Origin of the sequence: Pseudomonas sp. HY13-MNA-CIBAN-0226 (genome assembly GCF_040310305.1) — a bacterium.
Lineage (GTDB): Bacteria > Pseudomonadota > Gammaproteobacteria > Pseudomonadales > Pseudomonadaceae > Aquipseudomonas > Aquipseudomonas gregormendelii.
The window spans coordinates 52,584-68,091 of sequence record NZ_JBEOPS010000019.1; the positions used below are offsets into that span (position 1 = coordinate 52,584).

The 15,508-nt window shown below is 61.4% G+C and carries 13 protein-coding genes; 10 read left to right on the top strand and 3 right to left on the bottom strand.

Annotated elements, in window-relative coordinates:
• Positions 1-73 precede the first annotated feature (73 nt).
• The 5 genes from AAEZ05_RS20530 to AAEZ05_RS20550 all read left to right on the top strand — a co-directional run bounded on the left by AAEZ05_RS20530 (position 74) and on the right by AAEZ05_RS20550 (position 6,810).
• Positions 74-700: a response regulator transcription factor gene (locus AAEZ05_RS20530; RefSeq protein WP_045062614.1), complete on the top strand. Its 627-nt coding sequence runs from the start codon at positions 74-76 to the stop codon at positions 698-700.
• Complete coding sequence (locus tag AAEZ05_RS20535) at positions 701-4,306, top strand: transporter substrate-binding domain-containing protein (RefSeq protein WP_350648615.1); 3,606 nt, start codon at positions 701-703, stop codon at positions 4,304-4,306.
• A gap of 114 nt (positions 4,307-4,420) precedes the next feature.
• Entirely contained in the window at positions 4,421-5,626 is a 1,206-nt protein-coding gene (locus tag AAEZ05_RS20540) for an EAL domain-containing response regulator (protein WP_350648617.1), read from the top strand.
• A gap of 113 nt (positions 5,627-5,739) precedes the next feature.
• A complete protein-coding gene (locus AAEZ05_RS20545) occupies positions 5,740-6,153 on the top strand; it encodes a PleD family two-component system response regulator (protein WP_045062618.1) in 414 nt (137 codons plus the stop codon).
• Between the two features lie 33 nt (positions 6,154-6,186).
• Positions 6,187-6,810 carry a response regulator transcription factor gene (locus AAEZ05_RS20550; protein WP_205892455.1) on the top strand — a complete coding sequence of 208 codons (624 nt, stop codon included), beginning with the start codon at positions 6,187-6,189 and terminating at the stop codon, positions 6,808-6,810.
• Between the two features lie 86 nt (positions 6,811-6,896).
• Here AAEZ05_RS20550 and AAEZ05_RS20555 read toward each other — a convergent pair whose 3' ends face one another.
• Complete coding sequence (locus tag AAEZ05_RS20555; RefSeq protein WP_350648620.1) at positions 6,897-7,805, bottom strand: LysR substrate-binding domain-containing protein; 909 nt, start codon at positions 7,803-7,805, stop codon at positions 6,897-6,899.
• A 104-nt stretch (positions 7,806-7,909) separates the two neighbouring features.
• Between AAEZ05_RS20555 and AAEZ05_RS20560 the strand changes: the two genes are divergently transcribed.
• From AAEZ05_RS20560 to AAEZ05_RS20575, 4 genes are all read left to right on the top strand, one after another.
• A complete protein-coding gene (locus tag AAEZ05_RS20560) occupies positions 7,910-8,776 on the top strand; it encodes a pirin family protein (protein WP_350600380.1) in 867 nt (288 codons plus the stop codon).
• 127 nt (positions 8,777-8,903) lie between these two features.
• On the top strand, positions 8,904-9,527 hold the full coding sequence (ycaC, locus tag AAEZ05_RS20565) for an isochorismate family cysteine hydrolase YcaC (RefSeq protein ID WP_122838692.1): 624 nt from the start codon (positions 8,904-8,906) through the stop codon (positions 9,525-9,527).
• Between the two features lie 138 nt (positions 9,528-9,665).
• Entirely contained in the window at positions 9,666-11,114 is a 1,449-nt protein-coding gene (locus AAEZ05_RS20570) for a mechanosensitive ion channel domain-containing protein (RefSeq protein WP_045062629.1), read from the top strand.
• 219 nt (positions 11,115-11,333) lie between these two features.
• Positions 11,334-11,774, top strand: a complete 441-nt coding sequence (locus AAEZ05_RS20575) for a carboxymuconolactone decarboxylase family protein (RefSeq protein WP_045062631.1) — start codon at positions 11,334-11,336, stop codon at positions 11,772-11,774.
• 435 nt (positions 11,775-12,209) lie between these two features.
• Here AAEZ05_RS20575 and AAEZ05_RS20585 read toward each other — a convergent pair whose 3' ends face one another.
• Both AAEZ05_RS20585 and AAEZ05_RS20590 read right to left on the bottom strand, forming a co-directional pair.
• Positions 12,210-13,391, bottom strand: coding sequence for an acetyl-CoA C-acyltransferase family protein (locus AAEZ05_RS20585; RefSeq protein ID WP_045062634.1), 1,182 nt, complete (start codon positions 13,389-13,391; stop codon positions 12,210-12,212).
• A complete protein-coding gene (locus tag AAEZ05_RS20590) occupies positions 13,388-14,170 on the bottom strand; it encodes an enoyl-CoA hydratase-related protein (RefSeq protein ID WP_045062636.1) in 783 nt (260 codons plus the stop codon). The genes AAEZ05_RS20585 and AAEZ05_RS20590 overlap by 4 nt, the downstream gene beginning before the upstream one ends.
• 211 nt (positions 14,171-14,381) lie before the next feature.
• Between AAEZ05_RS20590 and AAEZ05_RS20595 the strand changes: the two genes are divergently transcribed.
• Positions 14,382-15,485: a polyamine ABC transporter substrate-binding protein gene (locus AAEZ05_RS20595; protein WP_045062637.1), complete on the top strand. Its 1,104-nt coding sequence runs from the start codon at positions 14,382-14,384 to the stop codon at positions 15,483-15,485.
• Positions 15,486-15,508: the final 23 nt, after the last annotated feature.

A 15,508-nucleotide genomic window follows, 5' to 3' on the forward strand; every position in this document is an offset into this window, starting at 1 on the left:
CAAAAAAACGCCATCAGGCAGCCATCGCCGCGCCCTCTCGCTACAATGCCCGTCATGTCTTGCAGAGGTGCCTATGGTCAAAGCGATGGTGGTAGACGATCACCCGTTCATTCGGGCATCAGTCTCAATGCTCCTGCAGCAGGAAAATATCGAAGTGATCGCCCAGGCCGGCAACGGCGCGGACGCCGTGCAACGTGCCCGCGAACTCGCCCCGGACCTGATCATCCTCGACATCGCCATGCCCAGGCTTGATGGCCTGCAAGTCATCAGCCGGATCATGACCGACCAACCGCATTGCAAAATCGTAGTACTGACCTCGCAATCGCCGATCTTCTACGCCATGCGTTGCATGAAGGCCGGTGCCGCCGGCTATATCTCCAAAAATGACGACCTCGACGAACTGGTCAGGGCCATCAAGGCCGTCCTGACCGGCTACACCTTCTTTCCAAACCTGGCGAGCAGCTCAGTGCGGCGCAGTGATGCCCAGGCCACTGACCTGGAACTGATCCAGAGCCTGTCCGATCGAGAACTGACGATTTTGCAGCAATTGTCCAACGGCATGAGCAATAAGGAGATCGGCGAAGCCATGCTGCTGAGCAGCAAGACCATCAGCACCTACAAGACCCGCCTGATCGAAAAACTCAACGTGAAGTCCGTGGTGTACCTCGCCGATTTCGCCAAGCGCAATCAGTTGGTGTGAATGAGTCGGGCATGGGGTAAATGGCTGGCCGTGGTGCTGTTGTCGCGCACCGTTCATTGCGTATGGGCCGCAGCAGCGCCGGTGGAAAACCTGCGGTTGCTGGGGCGTTCCCAGATCGAAGGCTACCAGGTGGCGCTCGATGAGCCCGACCGGCAATGGCTGCGTGACAAGGGCATATTGGTGTTGGGCGCTTCGGCACCGGACTACCCGCCCTTTGGCATCACTGGCACCGGGCGTGACTATGAAGGGCTGACGGCCGACTACGCGGCATTGCTCGCCGAGCTACTGCAGGTGCGCATCGAAGTGCGGCGTTATCCGTCCCGGGCGGATGTGGTGCACGCGGTCCAGCAGGGCGAAGTCGACCTGCTCGGTACGTCCAACGACTTCGAGGCGGCGAACCCGCAGCTGGTGATGTCCAGCCCCTACGCCGAAGACCAGCCGACCCTCGTCACCCGCATCGGCGATAGCCAGAACGCCACGCCGGACCTGGCTGGAAAACAGGTGGCGATGCTTTACCACTACCTGCCGCCGGAAGCCGTCAAGGCGCACTTTCCCAACGCCCGTTTGCAACTCTATCCCTCGACCTTGAGCGCGATCGGTGCGGTAGCCTTCGGCACGGCTGACGTCTACCTGGGCGACTCCATCAGCGCCAACTACCTGATCAACAAAAATTACCTGAACAACGTGCAATTGGCGGCTTTTCTCGACACCAACGTCAACGACTTCGCCTTTGCCGTGACCAGGGACAACCCGCGCCTGCTGCGCATCGTCAATGCGGCGCTGGCGGTGATTCCGGCGAGCGAGCGGGTGAGCATCCAGCGACGCTGGAGCGCGGGCGGGGCGAACATGAGCGGGTTGCAAGTGTTGCAATTCAGCGCCGCGGAACGGCGCTGGATGGCGCAGCATCCCCACGTCAAGGTGGCCATAGACGAGAGTTTCCTGCCGGTGTCGTTTTACGGTCAGGACGGCAAGTTTCGCGGCCTGGGTGCCGATGTGCTGGCCAAGGTCGCGCTGCGCACCGGGTTGAAGTTCGACATTCAGCGCCTGCACACCGTCCCCAAACTGATCCGACAGGTCGAATCCGGCCGGGCGGACCTGCTGATCAGCCTGACCCCCAGCGCCGAGCGCGAGAAGTCCTTGAAGTTTACCCGTCCCTACCTCAGCACGCCTTACGTGCTGGTCAGCCGTACCTCCGGCGGCAGTCCCGCGACCCTGGACGAGATGGGTGGCAAACGCCTGGCGGTGATTCGCGGCACGCCGATGCGCGACCAGTTGATCGAGCAGTACCCGGGCATTGAATTGATCGATGCCGACAACGCCGAGCACGCCATGACCCTGGTGGCCAACGGTCAGGCCGATGCTGCAGTCAGCGCGCTGATCACTGCGCACTACATGATTTCCCGGCAGTATCGCGACCGGCTGCGGATCACCAGCACGGTCGGCACCGACTCCGCGCGCCTGGGCTTTGCGACCGCCCGCGATGCCGGCGAACTGTATTCGATCCTCGACAAAACCCTGCTGAGTATTCCCCCGGAGGAGCTGGACGAAGTGTCCAACCGCTGGCGCAGCGAAGTGGTGGTGGACGACAGCTATTGGGTACGGCATCGCGCGGCGATCATTCAAGGCTTCGCCCTGGCGGCTGTGTTGCTGTTGCTGGCACTGGGCTGGATCGCCTACCTGCGCCAACTGATTGCCAAACGCAAGCAGGCGGAAGTGGCCCTCAGCGATCAGCTGGAGTTCATGCGCGTGCTGATCGACGGCACGCCGCACCCGATCTACGTGCGCGACCGCCAGGCACGGCTGCTGATCTGCAATTCGGGTTACCTCGACGTATTTGGCATCGAGCGCGACGAGGTGGTCGGCAAGACCGTGATCGAGGGCATGTTCAAGAACGTGCAGGAAGCGGCGGCCTGCCATGAAGATTACCTGCAGGTGATGAAGGACGGCCGGCCCCAGGTCCAGGATCGCCAGCTGACCCTGGGCGCAAACGTACTGACCATCTACCACTGGATGCTGCCGTACCGTGCCAGTAACGGTGAAGTGAGTGGTCTGATCGGGGGCTGGATCGATATCAGCGAGCGCCAGCGCCTGGTGCAGGCGCTGCGCGAAGCCAAGGACGACGCCGACACTGCGAACCGGGCGAAGACCACCTTCCTGGCCACGATGAGCCATGAGATCCGCACGCCAATGAACGCTGTGATCGGCATGCTGGAACTGGCGATGAAGAAGGCCGAGCAGGGGCTGACCGACCGTTTTGCCATCGAAGTGGCCTCAGGTGCAGCGCGCAGCCTGCTTGATCTGATCGGCGATATCCTGGATGTCTCGCGCATTGAATCCGGGCATTTGAGCCTGGCCCCGGAGCGCGCCAACCTGGGTCAGCTGGTGATCGCCGTCACGCGTATTTTCGAGGGGCTGGCGCGACAGAAACAGCTGCGCCTGAGCCTTGAGCTGGATGTCGCCGCCCATCGCGAGGTGCTGGTCGACCCCCTGCGCTTCAAGCAGATCATCTCCAATTTGTTGAGCAACGCCATCAAGTTCACGGAGGCTGGCGAGGTCCATCTGCAAGTGAGGGTTTACCCCGGTCCAGACGAGCGCCTGACGCTGCGTCTGCAGGTTGCCGACACTGGCATCGGCATTAGCGATGAGGATCAGCAACGGTTGTTCAGCCCATTCACCCAGGCCAGCAATAATCGCCAGTCGGCGCGCAGCGGCTCGGGCCTCGGGCTGGTCATCAGCCGCACGTTGTGCGAAATGATGGGCGGCCAGCTGACGTTGAACAGCCATGTGGGGAAGGGCACCCGGGTTGACGTTGTCCTCGATCTGCCTACGCTGCAACCTCGGCATGAGCCAGCGACTGTGCCGGTCGCACCGGCACCGGCGCATCGTGCGTTGAGTATCCTGATCGTCGACGATTACCCGGCGAACCGCTTGCTGCTGTCCCAGCAACTGAGTTACCTCGGCCATCGGGTGCGGGATGCCGAAGACGGCGCGCAGGGTTTGCGCGCATGGCGTAGCCAGCCTTTTGATGTGGTCATCAGCGACTGCAACATGCCGGTCATGACAGGCTATGAACTGGCCCGGGTGATCCGCCAGGAAGAGCGCGACAAGGGCCTGGTGCCCAGCCTCATCCTGGGATTTACCGCCAATGCACAAGCCGAGGAAAAGCAGCGCTGCCTGGATGCGGGAATGGATGACTGCCTGTTCAAGCCGATCAGCCTCGAGGACCTCGGCGCCCGGCTGTCGAGCCTCGCCCCGAGTGCCGAGCAGGCAGCCACCCCGCTCACGGACGAGATTGACTTGGCCGGGCTGCACCAGTTGACCCGGGGCGACGAGGCCTCCATCAAGCGCCTGCTGGATGACCTGGCGTCCAGCAACGATGACGATATGGCGCGGTTGATGCGGTTGTTCACGCAAAACGACGTGCCGGGGCTGGCGAACCTGGCTCACCGCATCAAGGGCGGTGCGCGAATCATCAAGGCTCAGGGGCTGATCGGCGCATGCGAGCGTCTGGAAACGGCTTGCGAGGTGGTGAACCCGGCGCAATTAACCGAGGCCATTGACGAGTTGCATCAGGCGATGGAGCGGCTGGCGCAGCGGTTGGCGTGACCGCACTCAGACATCATCAGACAATACTTGGGAAATTTCCTACAAGGTTTGGGGCGTTTCCTAAATATGATCCGCTGGATAATCGTCTTCCCTTCCAAGACGAGTCGAGATGACATGACCTGCCCGGCACCGCGCGTTCTGATACTCGAAGACCACGCCTTTCAACGTTCAGTGGCCGTGAGCATGTTCCGGCAGGCAGGCTGTCGCGAGGTGTTCGAAGCTTGCGACGGAGCGCAGGCGCTGGCCATCCTGCAGGAGGTGGGGCCGGTCGACATCGCCCTGTGCGATTTGCAGATGGAAGGCATGGACGGCCTGGAGTTCTTTCGCCGCCTGGGTGCCAGCGGGCAGGTCAGGTCGATCATCATCAGCAGTTCGCTGTCGGCGGACCTGCGGCGGGCGGTGCACCAGATCGTCTCCCTGCTGGGGCTTGAGTTGCTGGGTGATGTCGGCAAACCACTGCACCCCCAGGCGCTGCGCGAGTTGCTCGACAAACACCTGAGCCGTCTGCCGGTGACATCCGCGCCGGCAACGCCGTTGTTGCTGGCCAGCGAGAAGGAGGTGGGCGCGGCGCTCGCTCAAGGACAGATCCAGTCCTGGTACCAGCCCAAATTCCATCTGCACACTGGCCAGGTCTGTGGCGTCGAGGTGCTCAGCCGCTGGTTGCACCCGCAAAGGGGCGTACTGTCGCCGGCGGTGTACCTGCCGATACTGGAGCGGACCGGGCAGATGGACCGGCTGCTGTTCGCCCAGCTGGAACAGGCGCTGATGCTGCAGCGGGCCGCAGCAAGCCGCGGTTTTACCCTGAACATGGCGTTCAACCTGCAAAGCACGCAACTGGCCGACAGCGAACTGACGGCCAGCATCCGGCGTCTCTTGCTCCGCCATGGCCTGCCGGGCTCCGGATTGACCTTCGAACTCACCGAAAGCGGTTTGCTGCAGGCCCCTGCCACCAGCCTGGAGAACCTGGTGCGCCTGCGAATGATGGGTTGCCGGCTGTCCATCGACGACTTCGGTGCCGGGTTCTCTTCATTGCAGCGCCTGTGCCAGATGCCTTTCAACGAGATCAAGCTCGACGCCGAATTCGTCCGCGGCCTAGCGCACGAGCCGCGCTGTCGGGCGGCCATCATCAGCACCCTGGCGCTGGGGGACAGTCTGGGCATGTCGGTGGTCATCGAAGGCATCGAGACCGATGCGCAGCGCCTGCACCTGATGTCGCTCGGCTGCGTTCAGGGGCAGGGCTACTGGTTTGCCCGTCCCATGAGTGGCGAGGATTTGCTGGCCTGGTTGCAGCTGCGCGGCCAACTCCCGGGCGGTCGCTGATGGCGATGCGCTGACAAATGGAGTGGGAGTTTCGGAAAAGTCCTACATAAAGCTCCGTCTCGCATGCGTAGCCTTGCGTCATCTCGAATTTGACACCCTGCTGGGGGCCTACTTTGTCGAACAAAGCCTTGCGTATCCTGATTGCCGACGAGCAGCATTTTCAGCGCATGAGAATCGAACGGCTGTTCAATCAGCTCAACTATTACCGGGTCGCACCGGTTCACAGCCTTGAGGAACTGCTGACGCTGGTCGAGTACGGTTGCGAGCCGTTCGACCTGGTGGTGATCAACGCTTCGATGGCAGGTGATGCCTTGGACCTGCTGGATTTCTTTCGTGACAATGCCCAGGTTCGCCACGCCTTCATCTATGAAGGCCAGCGTGCAGAGCTTCCGCCGACTTCCGACGGTGATCAGCAGAACATCCAGGTCAGCCACACATCCCTGCCGGATCTGGCTTCGATCAGCCGCCTGATGTCGCTGATCGATCGTCGCCTACCGTCCGTCGGGACAGGCATTTCTGTCAGGTAGTTTCAATCGTCGTGTTTTGTACATGGAGTTGTGATGAAGTCAGCACTGATTGTGGACGATCATCCGGTGGTTCGCGCCGCAGTCAAAATCGTGCTCCAACAGGAAGGTTTTCAGCGGATTTACGAGGCCAATTGCGGTAGCGAGGTCATGGCGATGGTCCGCGAGCACCAACCGGACGTGGTGGTGCTGGATATTTCCCTGCCCAAGCTCGACGGGCTGGAAGTACTGGCAAGGCTTCACGACAGTGGCGAGCGATGCCCGGTGGTGGTCTTTTCCGCCCACGAGGCGATGCTCTTCCAGGACCGATGCATTCGCGCCGGTGCTGCGGCCTACGTCGCCAAGTCGAATGACTTGCAGCATTTGCACAAGGCCATACACGCGGTTACGGTCGGCTACACCTATTTTGCCCAGCTCTCGACCTCGGTTTCGCTCAGTGCATCGCAATGCAGTGAAAAGCAGCGGATAGATGGCCTGTCCAGTCGTGAACTGACCATCTGTCGCTACCTGGCCATGGGCATATCAAACAAGCAGATCGCCGAAAACCTGCACCTGAGCCACAAGACCGTGAGCACCTACAAGACGCGGCTGATTAAAAAACTCGACGTCAAATCGGCGGTCCACCTGCGGGATTTCGCCCTGCGCAACCGCCTGATCTGAGTGAACGTCTTCCTGCATGGGCGTCGCCTGGCAACAGGCATACAGCGCCTGGACATCAGCCTCGCTCAGGTTTGAAGGCCTTTCCCCTAAGCAATATCCGCATGACTGAACTCCTCCCCAAGAAAATCAATCAACGCCCGCACCGACGGCAGCAAACCGCGACGTGACGGAAAAATCGCGTGGACGATTCCGCACTTCGGCGCCCATCCTGGCACCAGCTCCATCAGGTGCCCGGCAGCAATGTCGTCGCGCACCACCACGCTGGGCAAATGCGCCACGCCGACGCCTGCCAGCACCGCATGGCGCAAGGCCAACAAGTCGTCAGTGACCATGCGCGGCGCATGCCGGATCAACGCGCTGGCGCCCTCTGCGCCAAACAGCTCCCACTGGTAATCACGCTGCGCCGCGCCCCAGTGCACGCTCGGCAAGCCGCTGAGGTCCGCCGGGGTGGCAGGGGATGACAGGCGTTCGGCGAAGGCCGGGCTGCCCACCAGGCACTGAGTGCTGTTGCCCAGCACCTTCATCACCATGTCGGTGTTTTCCAGTGGCGGGAAGCGCACGCGCAGGGCGATGTCGAAGCCCTCGTGAATCAGGTCGACCCGGCGGTTGGTGCTTTCGATGAACAGCTCGACCAGCGGGTACTTGAGCATGTAGCGGGTCAGCATCGGCCCGACCCAGGAGTTGAGCAGGGCGGTAGGGCAGCTGATGCGCACCAGGCCCTGGGGTTCGGAGCGGTTGCGCTCGATCAGTTCGGCAGCACTCTCCGCTTCCACCCGCATGGCCAGGCAACGCTGGTAATAGGCCTGGCCGATTTCGGTCAGCGAACAATGCCGGCTGGTGCGATGCAGCAGGCGCACACCCAGGCGCTCTTCAAGCTCGGCGATGCGCCGGCTGAGCTTGGACTTGGGCATGTCCAGTGCACGTCCGGCCGTAGCGAACCCACCATGCTCCACCACCTGGGTGAAGTAATAAAGGGTGTTGAGATCTTCCATCATCGTTCTCCAAATAGAACGCTATGACTGATTTTTGCAGTCTAGCGCACCAAAGGCTTCGCTTTTAAGCTTTATCCATCGCAGCAAACCGCAGATTCGGAGGCCACATGAAAAACATCATCGGTATTTACACCAGCCCGCGCGGTCATTGGGTCGGTGACGGTTTTCCGGTCCGCACGCTGTTTTCCTATGACAACCTGGGCAAGCACATCAGCCCGTTTCTGCTGCTGGATCACGCCGGTCCTGCTGAATTCAGCCCGACCACGGCGCGCCGTGGCGTTGGTCAGCATCCGCACCGCGGCTTCGAGACCGTGACGATCGTCTACAAGGGCGAAGTGGAACACCGTGATTCCACTGGCAGTGGCGGCAAAATCGGTCCGGGTGACGTGCAATGGATGACTGCGGCTTCGGGGATTCTCCATGAAGAGTTTCACTCCCAAGCCTTTGCCAAAAGCGGCGGCACCCTGGAAATGGTGCAGCTGTGGGTCAACCTGCCGGCCAGGGACAAAATGGCCGACGCCGGTTATCAGACGATTCTTGACGGCGACATCCCGGCCATTGCGCTGAAGAACGATGCCGGCAGCCTGCGCCTGATCGCCGGGGAATTCGACGGCCACACCGGCCCGGCGCGCACCTTCACCCCGATCGACGTGTGGGACCTGCGCCTCAAGGCGAGCAAGCCGCTGACCCTGGACCTGCATGAAGGCCGCAATACGGCGCTGGTGGTGTTGCGCGGCACGGTTCAGGTCAACGGCCAGGAACGGGTCCGAGAAGGCCAGCTTGTTCTGTTTGGCCGCGATGGTCACCAGCTCAGCCTGGAAGCCAATAGCGACGCGGTGGTGTTGCTGCTCAGCGGCGAGCCCATCGACGAACCCGTCGTCGGCCAGGGTCCGTTCGTGATGAACAGCGAGCAGGAAATCCACCAGGCCTTTGCCGATTTTCAATCGGGCCGCTTCGGCCGGATGAGCGGTTGAACTCAATGCTGCACCGCTGTGGCGCGGCCGGGTCGTGTGACTACGCTTGCCTGACCGCGATGTAAACAAAAAAACCGAAATCACTGCGCCGGATTGATCGGCATCGATAAATAGCGAGGATTACCCCATGACTACTTCCTACAAACGTCTCGACAAGGATAACGCCGCGGTTCTGTTGGTCGACCATCAAGCAGGCTTGCTGTCGCTGGTGCGCGACATTGATCCGGATCGTTTCAAGAACAACGTGCTGGCCCTGGCTGACCTGGCCAAGTACTTCAAGCTGCCGACCATCCTGACCACCAGCTTCGAAACCGGCCCGAACGGCCCGTTGGTGCCAGAACTCAAGGCACTGTTCCCCGACGCGCCCTACATCGCTCGTCCTGGCCAGATCAACGCCTGGGACAATGAAGATTTCGTCAAGGCGATCAAGGCGACCGGCAAGAAGCAGTTGATCATCGCCGGTGTGGTGACCGAAGTCTGCGTGGCGTTCCCGGCGCTGTCGGCCCTGGCTGAAGGCTTTGAAGTTTTCGTAGTGACCGACGCTTCCGGCACGTTCAACGAACTGACCCGGCAATCGGCCTGGGATCGCATGTCGTCCTCCGGCGCGCAGTTGATGACCTGGTTCGGCCTGGCCTGCGAGCTGCATCGCGACTGGCGCAACGATGTGGAAGGCCTGGCCACTCTGTTCTCCAACCACATCCCGGACTACCGCAACCTCATGACCAGCTACAACACGCTGACCAGCAAGTAAGCGCGTCCATCGCCCCTTGCAGGAGCTGGCGAAGGCTGCGATCTTTTGATCTTTCGAGATTCCAAAAGATCGCAAGCTTCGCCAGCTCCTGCAATGCGTGCGATGGTTGCGTAAATGAGTCCCAGCCGGAGCCACTCGATGCTGTCATTGCTCACCGATCACCCGTTGTTCTGTGCGCTGGCCCTGATCCTCATCGATTTGGGGTTGTGGCGCCTGATCAGTGCCAATGGCAGCCAGTGGAAACTCGTGGCGCGGCTGGTGATCTTTTCGCTGTTCAGCGTCCTGCTGTTCAACGAAGGCTTGAACCCGCTGGAACCGGCGCCCTGGGCCGACAATGTGCCGTTGCACCTGGCCGCAACTGGCTTGCAGATCGGTTGGTGGCTGTTCGGCGCACGCACGCTCACGGTATTGATTGGCGCGGTGATGATGCAGCGGGTCGGGCACACCGGTCGCCTGCTTCAGGATCTGCTTGGGGCAGTGATTTTTCTCATCGCCATCATCGCCGCCCTGGCCTACGTGCTGGATTTGCCGGTCAAGGGTGTACTGGCCACCTCTGGCGCCCTGGCGATCATCGTCGGCCTGGCGTTGCAAAGCACCTTGAGCGACGTGTTCTCCGGGATCGTCCTCAACACCACCAAACCCTATCAACTCGATGACTGGATATCCATTGACGGCACCGAAGGCCGGGTGACCGACATCGACTGGCGCGCCACCCGCCTGCAGACCTCCCAGGGCAGCATGGCGGTGATTCCCAATTCGCTGGCGGCCAAGGCCAAGATCATCAATTTCAGCCGGCCCACTGACATGTTTGGCGTCTCCATCAGCCTGCAATTGAGCCCGCACGCGCGCCCGCAGAAAATCATCGATGCCCTGGAGCGAGCCATGCAGGGCTGCCGCTATTTGTTGGCCAAACCGGCACCGTGCGTCGCGCTCAAAGTTTCCAGTGCCGCCGGCGTGGAGTACGAGATCAGCGGCTTCGTGGCGTCGATGGAGCACAAGCGCATGGTGCGCAATCTGCTGTTCGACCTGGCGTTCCGCCATTTGCAGGCCTCGGGTGTAAGCCTGCTGTCGAGCGTCGAATCCAATGCGCCTGCCGGCCTGTCACGGCCACTGGCATTGCTGGACAGCTCGAGCATCTTCTCGACCCTGCGTCAGGACGAAAAGGAGACCTTCAGCCAGAACATGAAGCTGCAGAACTTCCGCGCCGGCGAACTGATCCTTCCGGCGGGTGAGGTCAGCGATCATCTGTTCATCATCGAATCCGGCGTGGTGTCGGTCGAGCTGAGCCGTGATGGCGTCAGGTTCGAGTCCGGGCGCATGGGGCCGGGTGAAGTAATCGGCGAAGGCGGGATACTCTCCGATACCGCGCTGCCGGCGGACTTCACCGCCAAGACCTTCTGCAGCCTGTACCGCATCGAAAAGGACTACCTGAAACCCTGCCTTGACGCGCGCCATGACATCAGCGAGGCCATGACGGCGCTGCTGGATTACCGCCTGAACAAAGCCCGAACCCTGACCATGGAAACGCCCAAGGCGGTGGAGAAAAAAGGGTTCCTGCAATGGCTGCGGCGCCGTAGCGAAAGCTAGCTGGCGCTCTCAGTGCCTGTACTGATGCTAACTCCCACAGTTGACCGCGTTTCTCCCGTCACCCCGTCCCTCCTGTGGGAGCGAGCCTGCTCGCGATGAGGCCATCACCGCCACGGCACACTCACCAATGGCCTACCCAACTTCTGAAATATTGGCTATTTGAGCAACCCACCGACGGGTTTAACGTAGCTCCACCTTCACTTGTTCCCGGAGCCCGTCATGAAACCTCGCATCGATTTCTACACCGCTTCCCCAGACGCACTCAAAGCCATGATCGCGCTGGAAACCGCCGTCTCGAAACTGCCGCTGGAAAAGACCCTGATCGAACTCGTCAAGCTACGTACCTCGCAAATCAACGGCTGCGCCTTCTGCCTGGACATGCACAGCGCCGATGCGCGCAAAGGCGGCGAAGCCGAGCGTCGCCTGTACACGCTGTCGGCCTGGCGTGAAACCCCGTTCTTCACCCCGCGCGAACGCGCCGCACTGGCCTGGACCGAGTCCCTGACCCTGCTCAGCCAGACCCATGCGCCGGATGAAGACTACGAACAACTGGCCGCCGAGTTCAGCGCCAGGGAAATGGTCGACCTGACTGTGGCGATTACCACAATCAACAGCTGGAACCGCCTGGCGGTAGGCTTTCGCAAGATGCCGCAGGACTGAGCAACGCCTTAAGCAGGCAGTCAGGACTTTTGTAGGAGCGAGCTTGCTCGCGAAAGACCGGAGGGCGCTGCGGGGTGTCAGGTGACCAGTGTCATCGTTAACGACCATCGCGAGCAAGCTCGCTCCTACAGGGGATTGGTGGTAGGCGCAGCATTTGTGTTCGGCGCAGATCACTGTGGGAGCCGGGCTTGCCCGCGATGGCGTCTGCGGATTCGACATTGATGTGGCAGGGAGATTGCCATCGCGAGCAGGCTCCCTCCCACAGGGTATTGGTGGTGGATGCAGCATTTGCGTACGGCGCGCGTCTCTGTGGGAGCCGGGCTTGCCCGCGATGGCGTCTGCACATTCAACATTGATGTGACTGGGGAAGAAAGTGGCTCCCACATTGGATATTCGCCCGGCTCGGGCGCAGTGTGGGAGCCGTGCAAGAGGTACTTAGACCCGCTCAAATATCGCTGCAATGCCCTGGCCGCCGCCAATGCACATCGTCACCAGCGCATACCGGCCGTTGATGCGGTGCAGCTCATGAATGGCCTTGGTCGCAATAATTGCCCCCGTCGCGCCTACAGGGTGCCCCAGCGCAATGCCCGAGCCATTTGGATTGACCTTGGCCGGATCAAGGCCAAGCTCCTGACTGACTGCGCAAGCCTGGGCGGCGAAGGCGATGTTTGCCTCGACCACATCCATATCCTGCACTGAGAGCCCCGCACGCTTGAGCGCCAGGCGCGTTGCGGGGATGGGGCCCAGGCCCATGAGTTCGGGCTCGACACCCGCATGGGCATAGCTGACCAGTCGCGCCAGCGGGCGCAGGCTGTTGCGCTGCACCGCGTCCCCGGTGGCCATCACCAATGCCGCAGCGCCATCGTTCAACCCCGAAGCGTTGCCCGCCGTTACCGAACCGTCCTTCTTGAACGCCGGCTTCATCTGCGCCAGCTGTTCCAGGGTGGTCGCCCGAGGGTGTTCGTCGACGTTGAACAGAATGGTTTCCTTGCGCCCCTGAATTTCTACTGTCGCGATCTGTTCGTTGAAATACCCGTTGGCAATGGCAAAGGCTGCGCGCTTTTGATCCTCCAGGGCGAGGGCGTCCTGCATTTCGCGGGTAATGCCGTTGCGCGCCGCGACGTTCTCGGCGGTGATGCCCATATGAATGCCGTGGAATGGGTCATGCAGGATACCCAGCATGTAGTCGACGGCCTGCACGTTGCCCATACGCGCACCCCAGCGCGCTGACGGCAGCAGGTATGGCCCGCGGCTCATGGACTCGGCACCGGCGCCGATGGCGATTTCGGCATCGCCGAGCAGCAGCGTCTGGGCCGCGCTGATGATGGCTTGCAAGCCAGAGCCGCACAGGCGATTGACGTTGTAGGCGGGCGTCTCCTTGGGGATGCCGGCGTTCATTGCCGCTACACGGGAAATGTAGGCGTCGCGGGTTTCGGTGGGGATCACGTTACCCATCACCAGATGGCCGACCTGCGCCGGATCGACGCCGGAGCGTTGCAGGGCGGCCTTGACCGCAGTGGTCGCCAGATCGGCCGGTGGCACGTCCTTGAGCGAACCGCCAAAAGTACCAATGGCGGTGCGGGCGGCGCTGACGACAAAAACTTCTGGAGTGTTCATGGGGGTGTTCCTTTCGACGGATTCTTTTCAGTGCTGCGATTGAGCAGGGCGCTCAGCGCTGTTTGCGCTTCCTGGGTGTTCAGGCGTTCGATAAACAGCAGGTTTTCCTGGCGGATCGTGGCTTGCAGTTCCGCCAGCGAGGCCTGCTTGAGCAATTGCCGGGACTGGCGCAATGCACCTTGCGGCAACGCCAGCAGACGTCGGGCCAGTTGCCGCGCGGCGGTCAGGCATTGCGGGCCGTCCTCGCACAGTTCGTTGGCCAGGCCCCACTGCACGGCGTCGGCGCCGCCCAGGGTTTCTCCCAGCAGCAGCAAACGAGCAGCGCGGGCGTGGCCAAGCAACCGCGGCAACAGCAGGGTGGCGCCGAATTCCGGGCACAGGCCGATGTTCACGAACGGCATGCGCAACTTGGCATTACGGCTGACGACCACCTGATCGCAGTGCAGCAGCAAGGTCGTGCCAATGCCAATGGCCGCGCCACACACCGCCGCGATCAATGGCGTTTGCAACTGGGTCACCACCTTCATCAGGTGAAATGCCGGGCTGTCCAGGTGAGTGGGCGGGTACTGCAGGAAATCCACCAGGTCATTGCCGCTGGTGAAACAGTTGTCGCCACCGGTGATGATGACCACGCCGATAGCCGGGTCCTCGTCTGCGGCCTGCAACAGGTCGGCGAGCTGCGTGTACATGGCGTTGTTCAGCGCGTTGAGCTTGTCGGGACGGTCAAACGTCAGCGTCAGTACGCCGGCGTCGCGGTCCTGTTTGATCAGATCGTTCATAAGCGACTCTGTTGTTCGATGCATCGGCCACTCTAAGCGCGGGACCTGCACCGGATCTATGACAAAACGGGTCAACGCACCTGCTTCTTTTTGCCATGTTGCAAGGCCGTGAGATTGGCGACACACCCATTCGGGGTATGGTGCCGCCGCCCTGATCGCTCAATAGTGGCTGCATCCGCTCATTTAGAACGCTTGAGAAGGTGAATTTGCCATGCGCAAGGCTTTCAAGTTGATGTTCAGTGTGATCCTGGTTCCTTTGTCACTCAATGTGCACGCCGCCGAAGTCGACGGTGCGAAAACGCTGCGGTTGTACAACTGGGCGGATTACATTGGCGAGAAAACCCTTTCCGACTTCGAAAAAGCCAGCGGCATCAAGGTCATATACGACACCTTCGATGCCTACGAAACGGTCCAGGCAAAGCTGCTCACCGGGCACTCCGGCTATGACCTGGTGGTGCTCAACGCGTCCCTCGCGCCGCCCCTGATCCAGGCGAAAGTATTCCAGCCGCTGGACAAGAAATTATTGCCGGGCTGGAACAACCTTGACCCCAAGGTGCTGCAGGACCTGCAGGGATTCGACGCCGGCACGCAGTATTCCGCGCCCTACACCTGGGGCAGCAACGGCATCACCTACAACGTCGACAAGATCAGGGAGCGCATGCCGGATGCGCCGATCGGCTCGCTGGCAATGATCTTCGATCCCAAGATTGTCTCGCGCTTCGCCGACTGCGGCGTGACCCTGGTGGATGCCCCGACCGAAGTGATTCCCCTGGCCCTGAAGTACCTCGGCCGCGACCCGCGCAGTGCCGCGCCGGCGGACCTGAAGGCCGCGCAGGAACTGCTGTTGTCGGTGCGCCCCTTCATTCGCAAGTTCGACTCGGTCAACTACCTGACCAGCCTGCCCAATGGCGATGTGTGCATGGCCATGACCTGGTCCGGCGACTATGCCACGGCCATGGCGCGCGCCGAGGAGGCCAAGCTGAAGATCAACCTGGCGTACTTCATCCCCAGGGAAGGTTCGCTGATCTGGTTCGACAACCTGTACATCCCGGCCGATGCGCCGCATGTCGCCAATGCGCACAAGTTCCTCGACTACCTGATGCAGCCTCAGGTGATGGCCGATGTCACCGATTACATCCACTACGCCAACAGCAACGCGGCTGCCACGCCCCTGGTGAACGCCGAAGTGCGCAACAACCTGGCGATTTATCCCGATGACGAGACCCGCGCGCGGCTGTTTCCACAGAAGACCCAGGACGCCAAGGACATGCGCGCGATGACGCGAGTCTGGAGCACGGTGAAAAGCGGGATTTGAGCTTTCAACTATTCGGTTCGAGG

Bases quoted from the DNA above. Each gene is read 5' to 3' on its own strand.
- AAEZ05_RS20530 (WP_045062614.1), top strand. From the start codon at position 74: ATGGTCAAAGCGATGGTGGTAGACGATCACCCGTTCATTCGGGCATCA.
- AAEZ05_RS20535 (WP_350648615.1), top strand. From the start codon at position 701: ATGAGTCGGGCATGGGGTAAATGGCTGGCCGTGGTGCTGTTGTCGCGC.
- AAEZ05_RS20540 (WP_350648617.1), top strand. From the start codon at position 4,421: ATGACCTGCCCGGCACCGCGCGTTCTGATACTCGAAGACCACGCCTTT.
- AAEZ05_RS20550 (WP_205892455.1), top strand. From the start codon at position 6,187: ATGAAGTCAGCACTGATTGTGGACGATCATCCGGTGGTTCGCGCCGCA.
- AAEZ05_RS20555 (WP_350648620.1), bottom strand. From the start codon at position 7,805: ATGATGGAAGATCTCAACACCCTTTATTACTTCACCCAGGTGGTGGAG.
- AAEZ05_RS20560 (WP_350600380.1), top strand. From the start codon at position 7,910: ATGAAAAACATCATCGGTATTTACACCAGCCCGCGCGGTCATTGGGTC.
- ycaC (WP_122838692.1), top strand. From the start codon at position 8,904: ATGACTACTTCCTACAAACGTCTCGACAAGGATAACGCCGCGGTTCTG.
- AAEZ05_RS20570 (WP_045062629.1), top strand. From the start codon at position 9,666: ATGCTGTCATTGCTCACCGATCACCCGTTGTTCTGTGCGCTGGCCCTG.
- AAEZ05_RS20575 (WP_045062631.1), top strand. From the start codon at position 11,334: ATGAAACCTCGCATCGATTTCTACACCGCTTCCCCAGACGCACTCAAA.
- AAEZ05_RS20585 (WP_045062634.1), bottom strand. From the start codon at position 13,391: ATGAACACTCCAGAAGTTTTTGTCGTCAGCGCCGCCCGCACCGCCATT.
- AAEZ05_RS20590 (WP_045062636.1), bottom strand. From the start codon at position 14,170: ATGAACGATCTGATCAAACAGGACCGCGACGCCGGCGTACTGACGCTG.
- AAEZ05_RS20595 (WP_045062637.1), top strand. From the start codon at position 14,382: ATGCGCAAGGCTTTCAAGTTGATGTTCAGTGTGATCCTGGTTCCTTTG.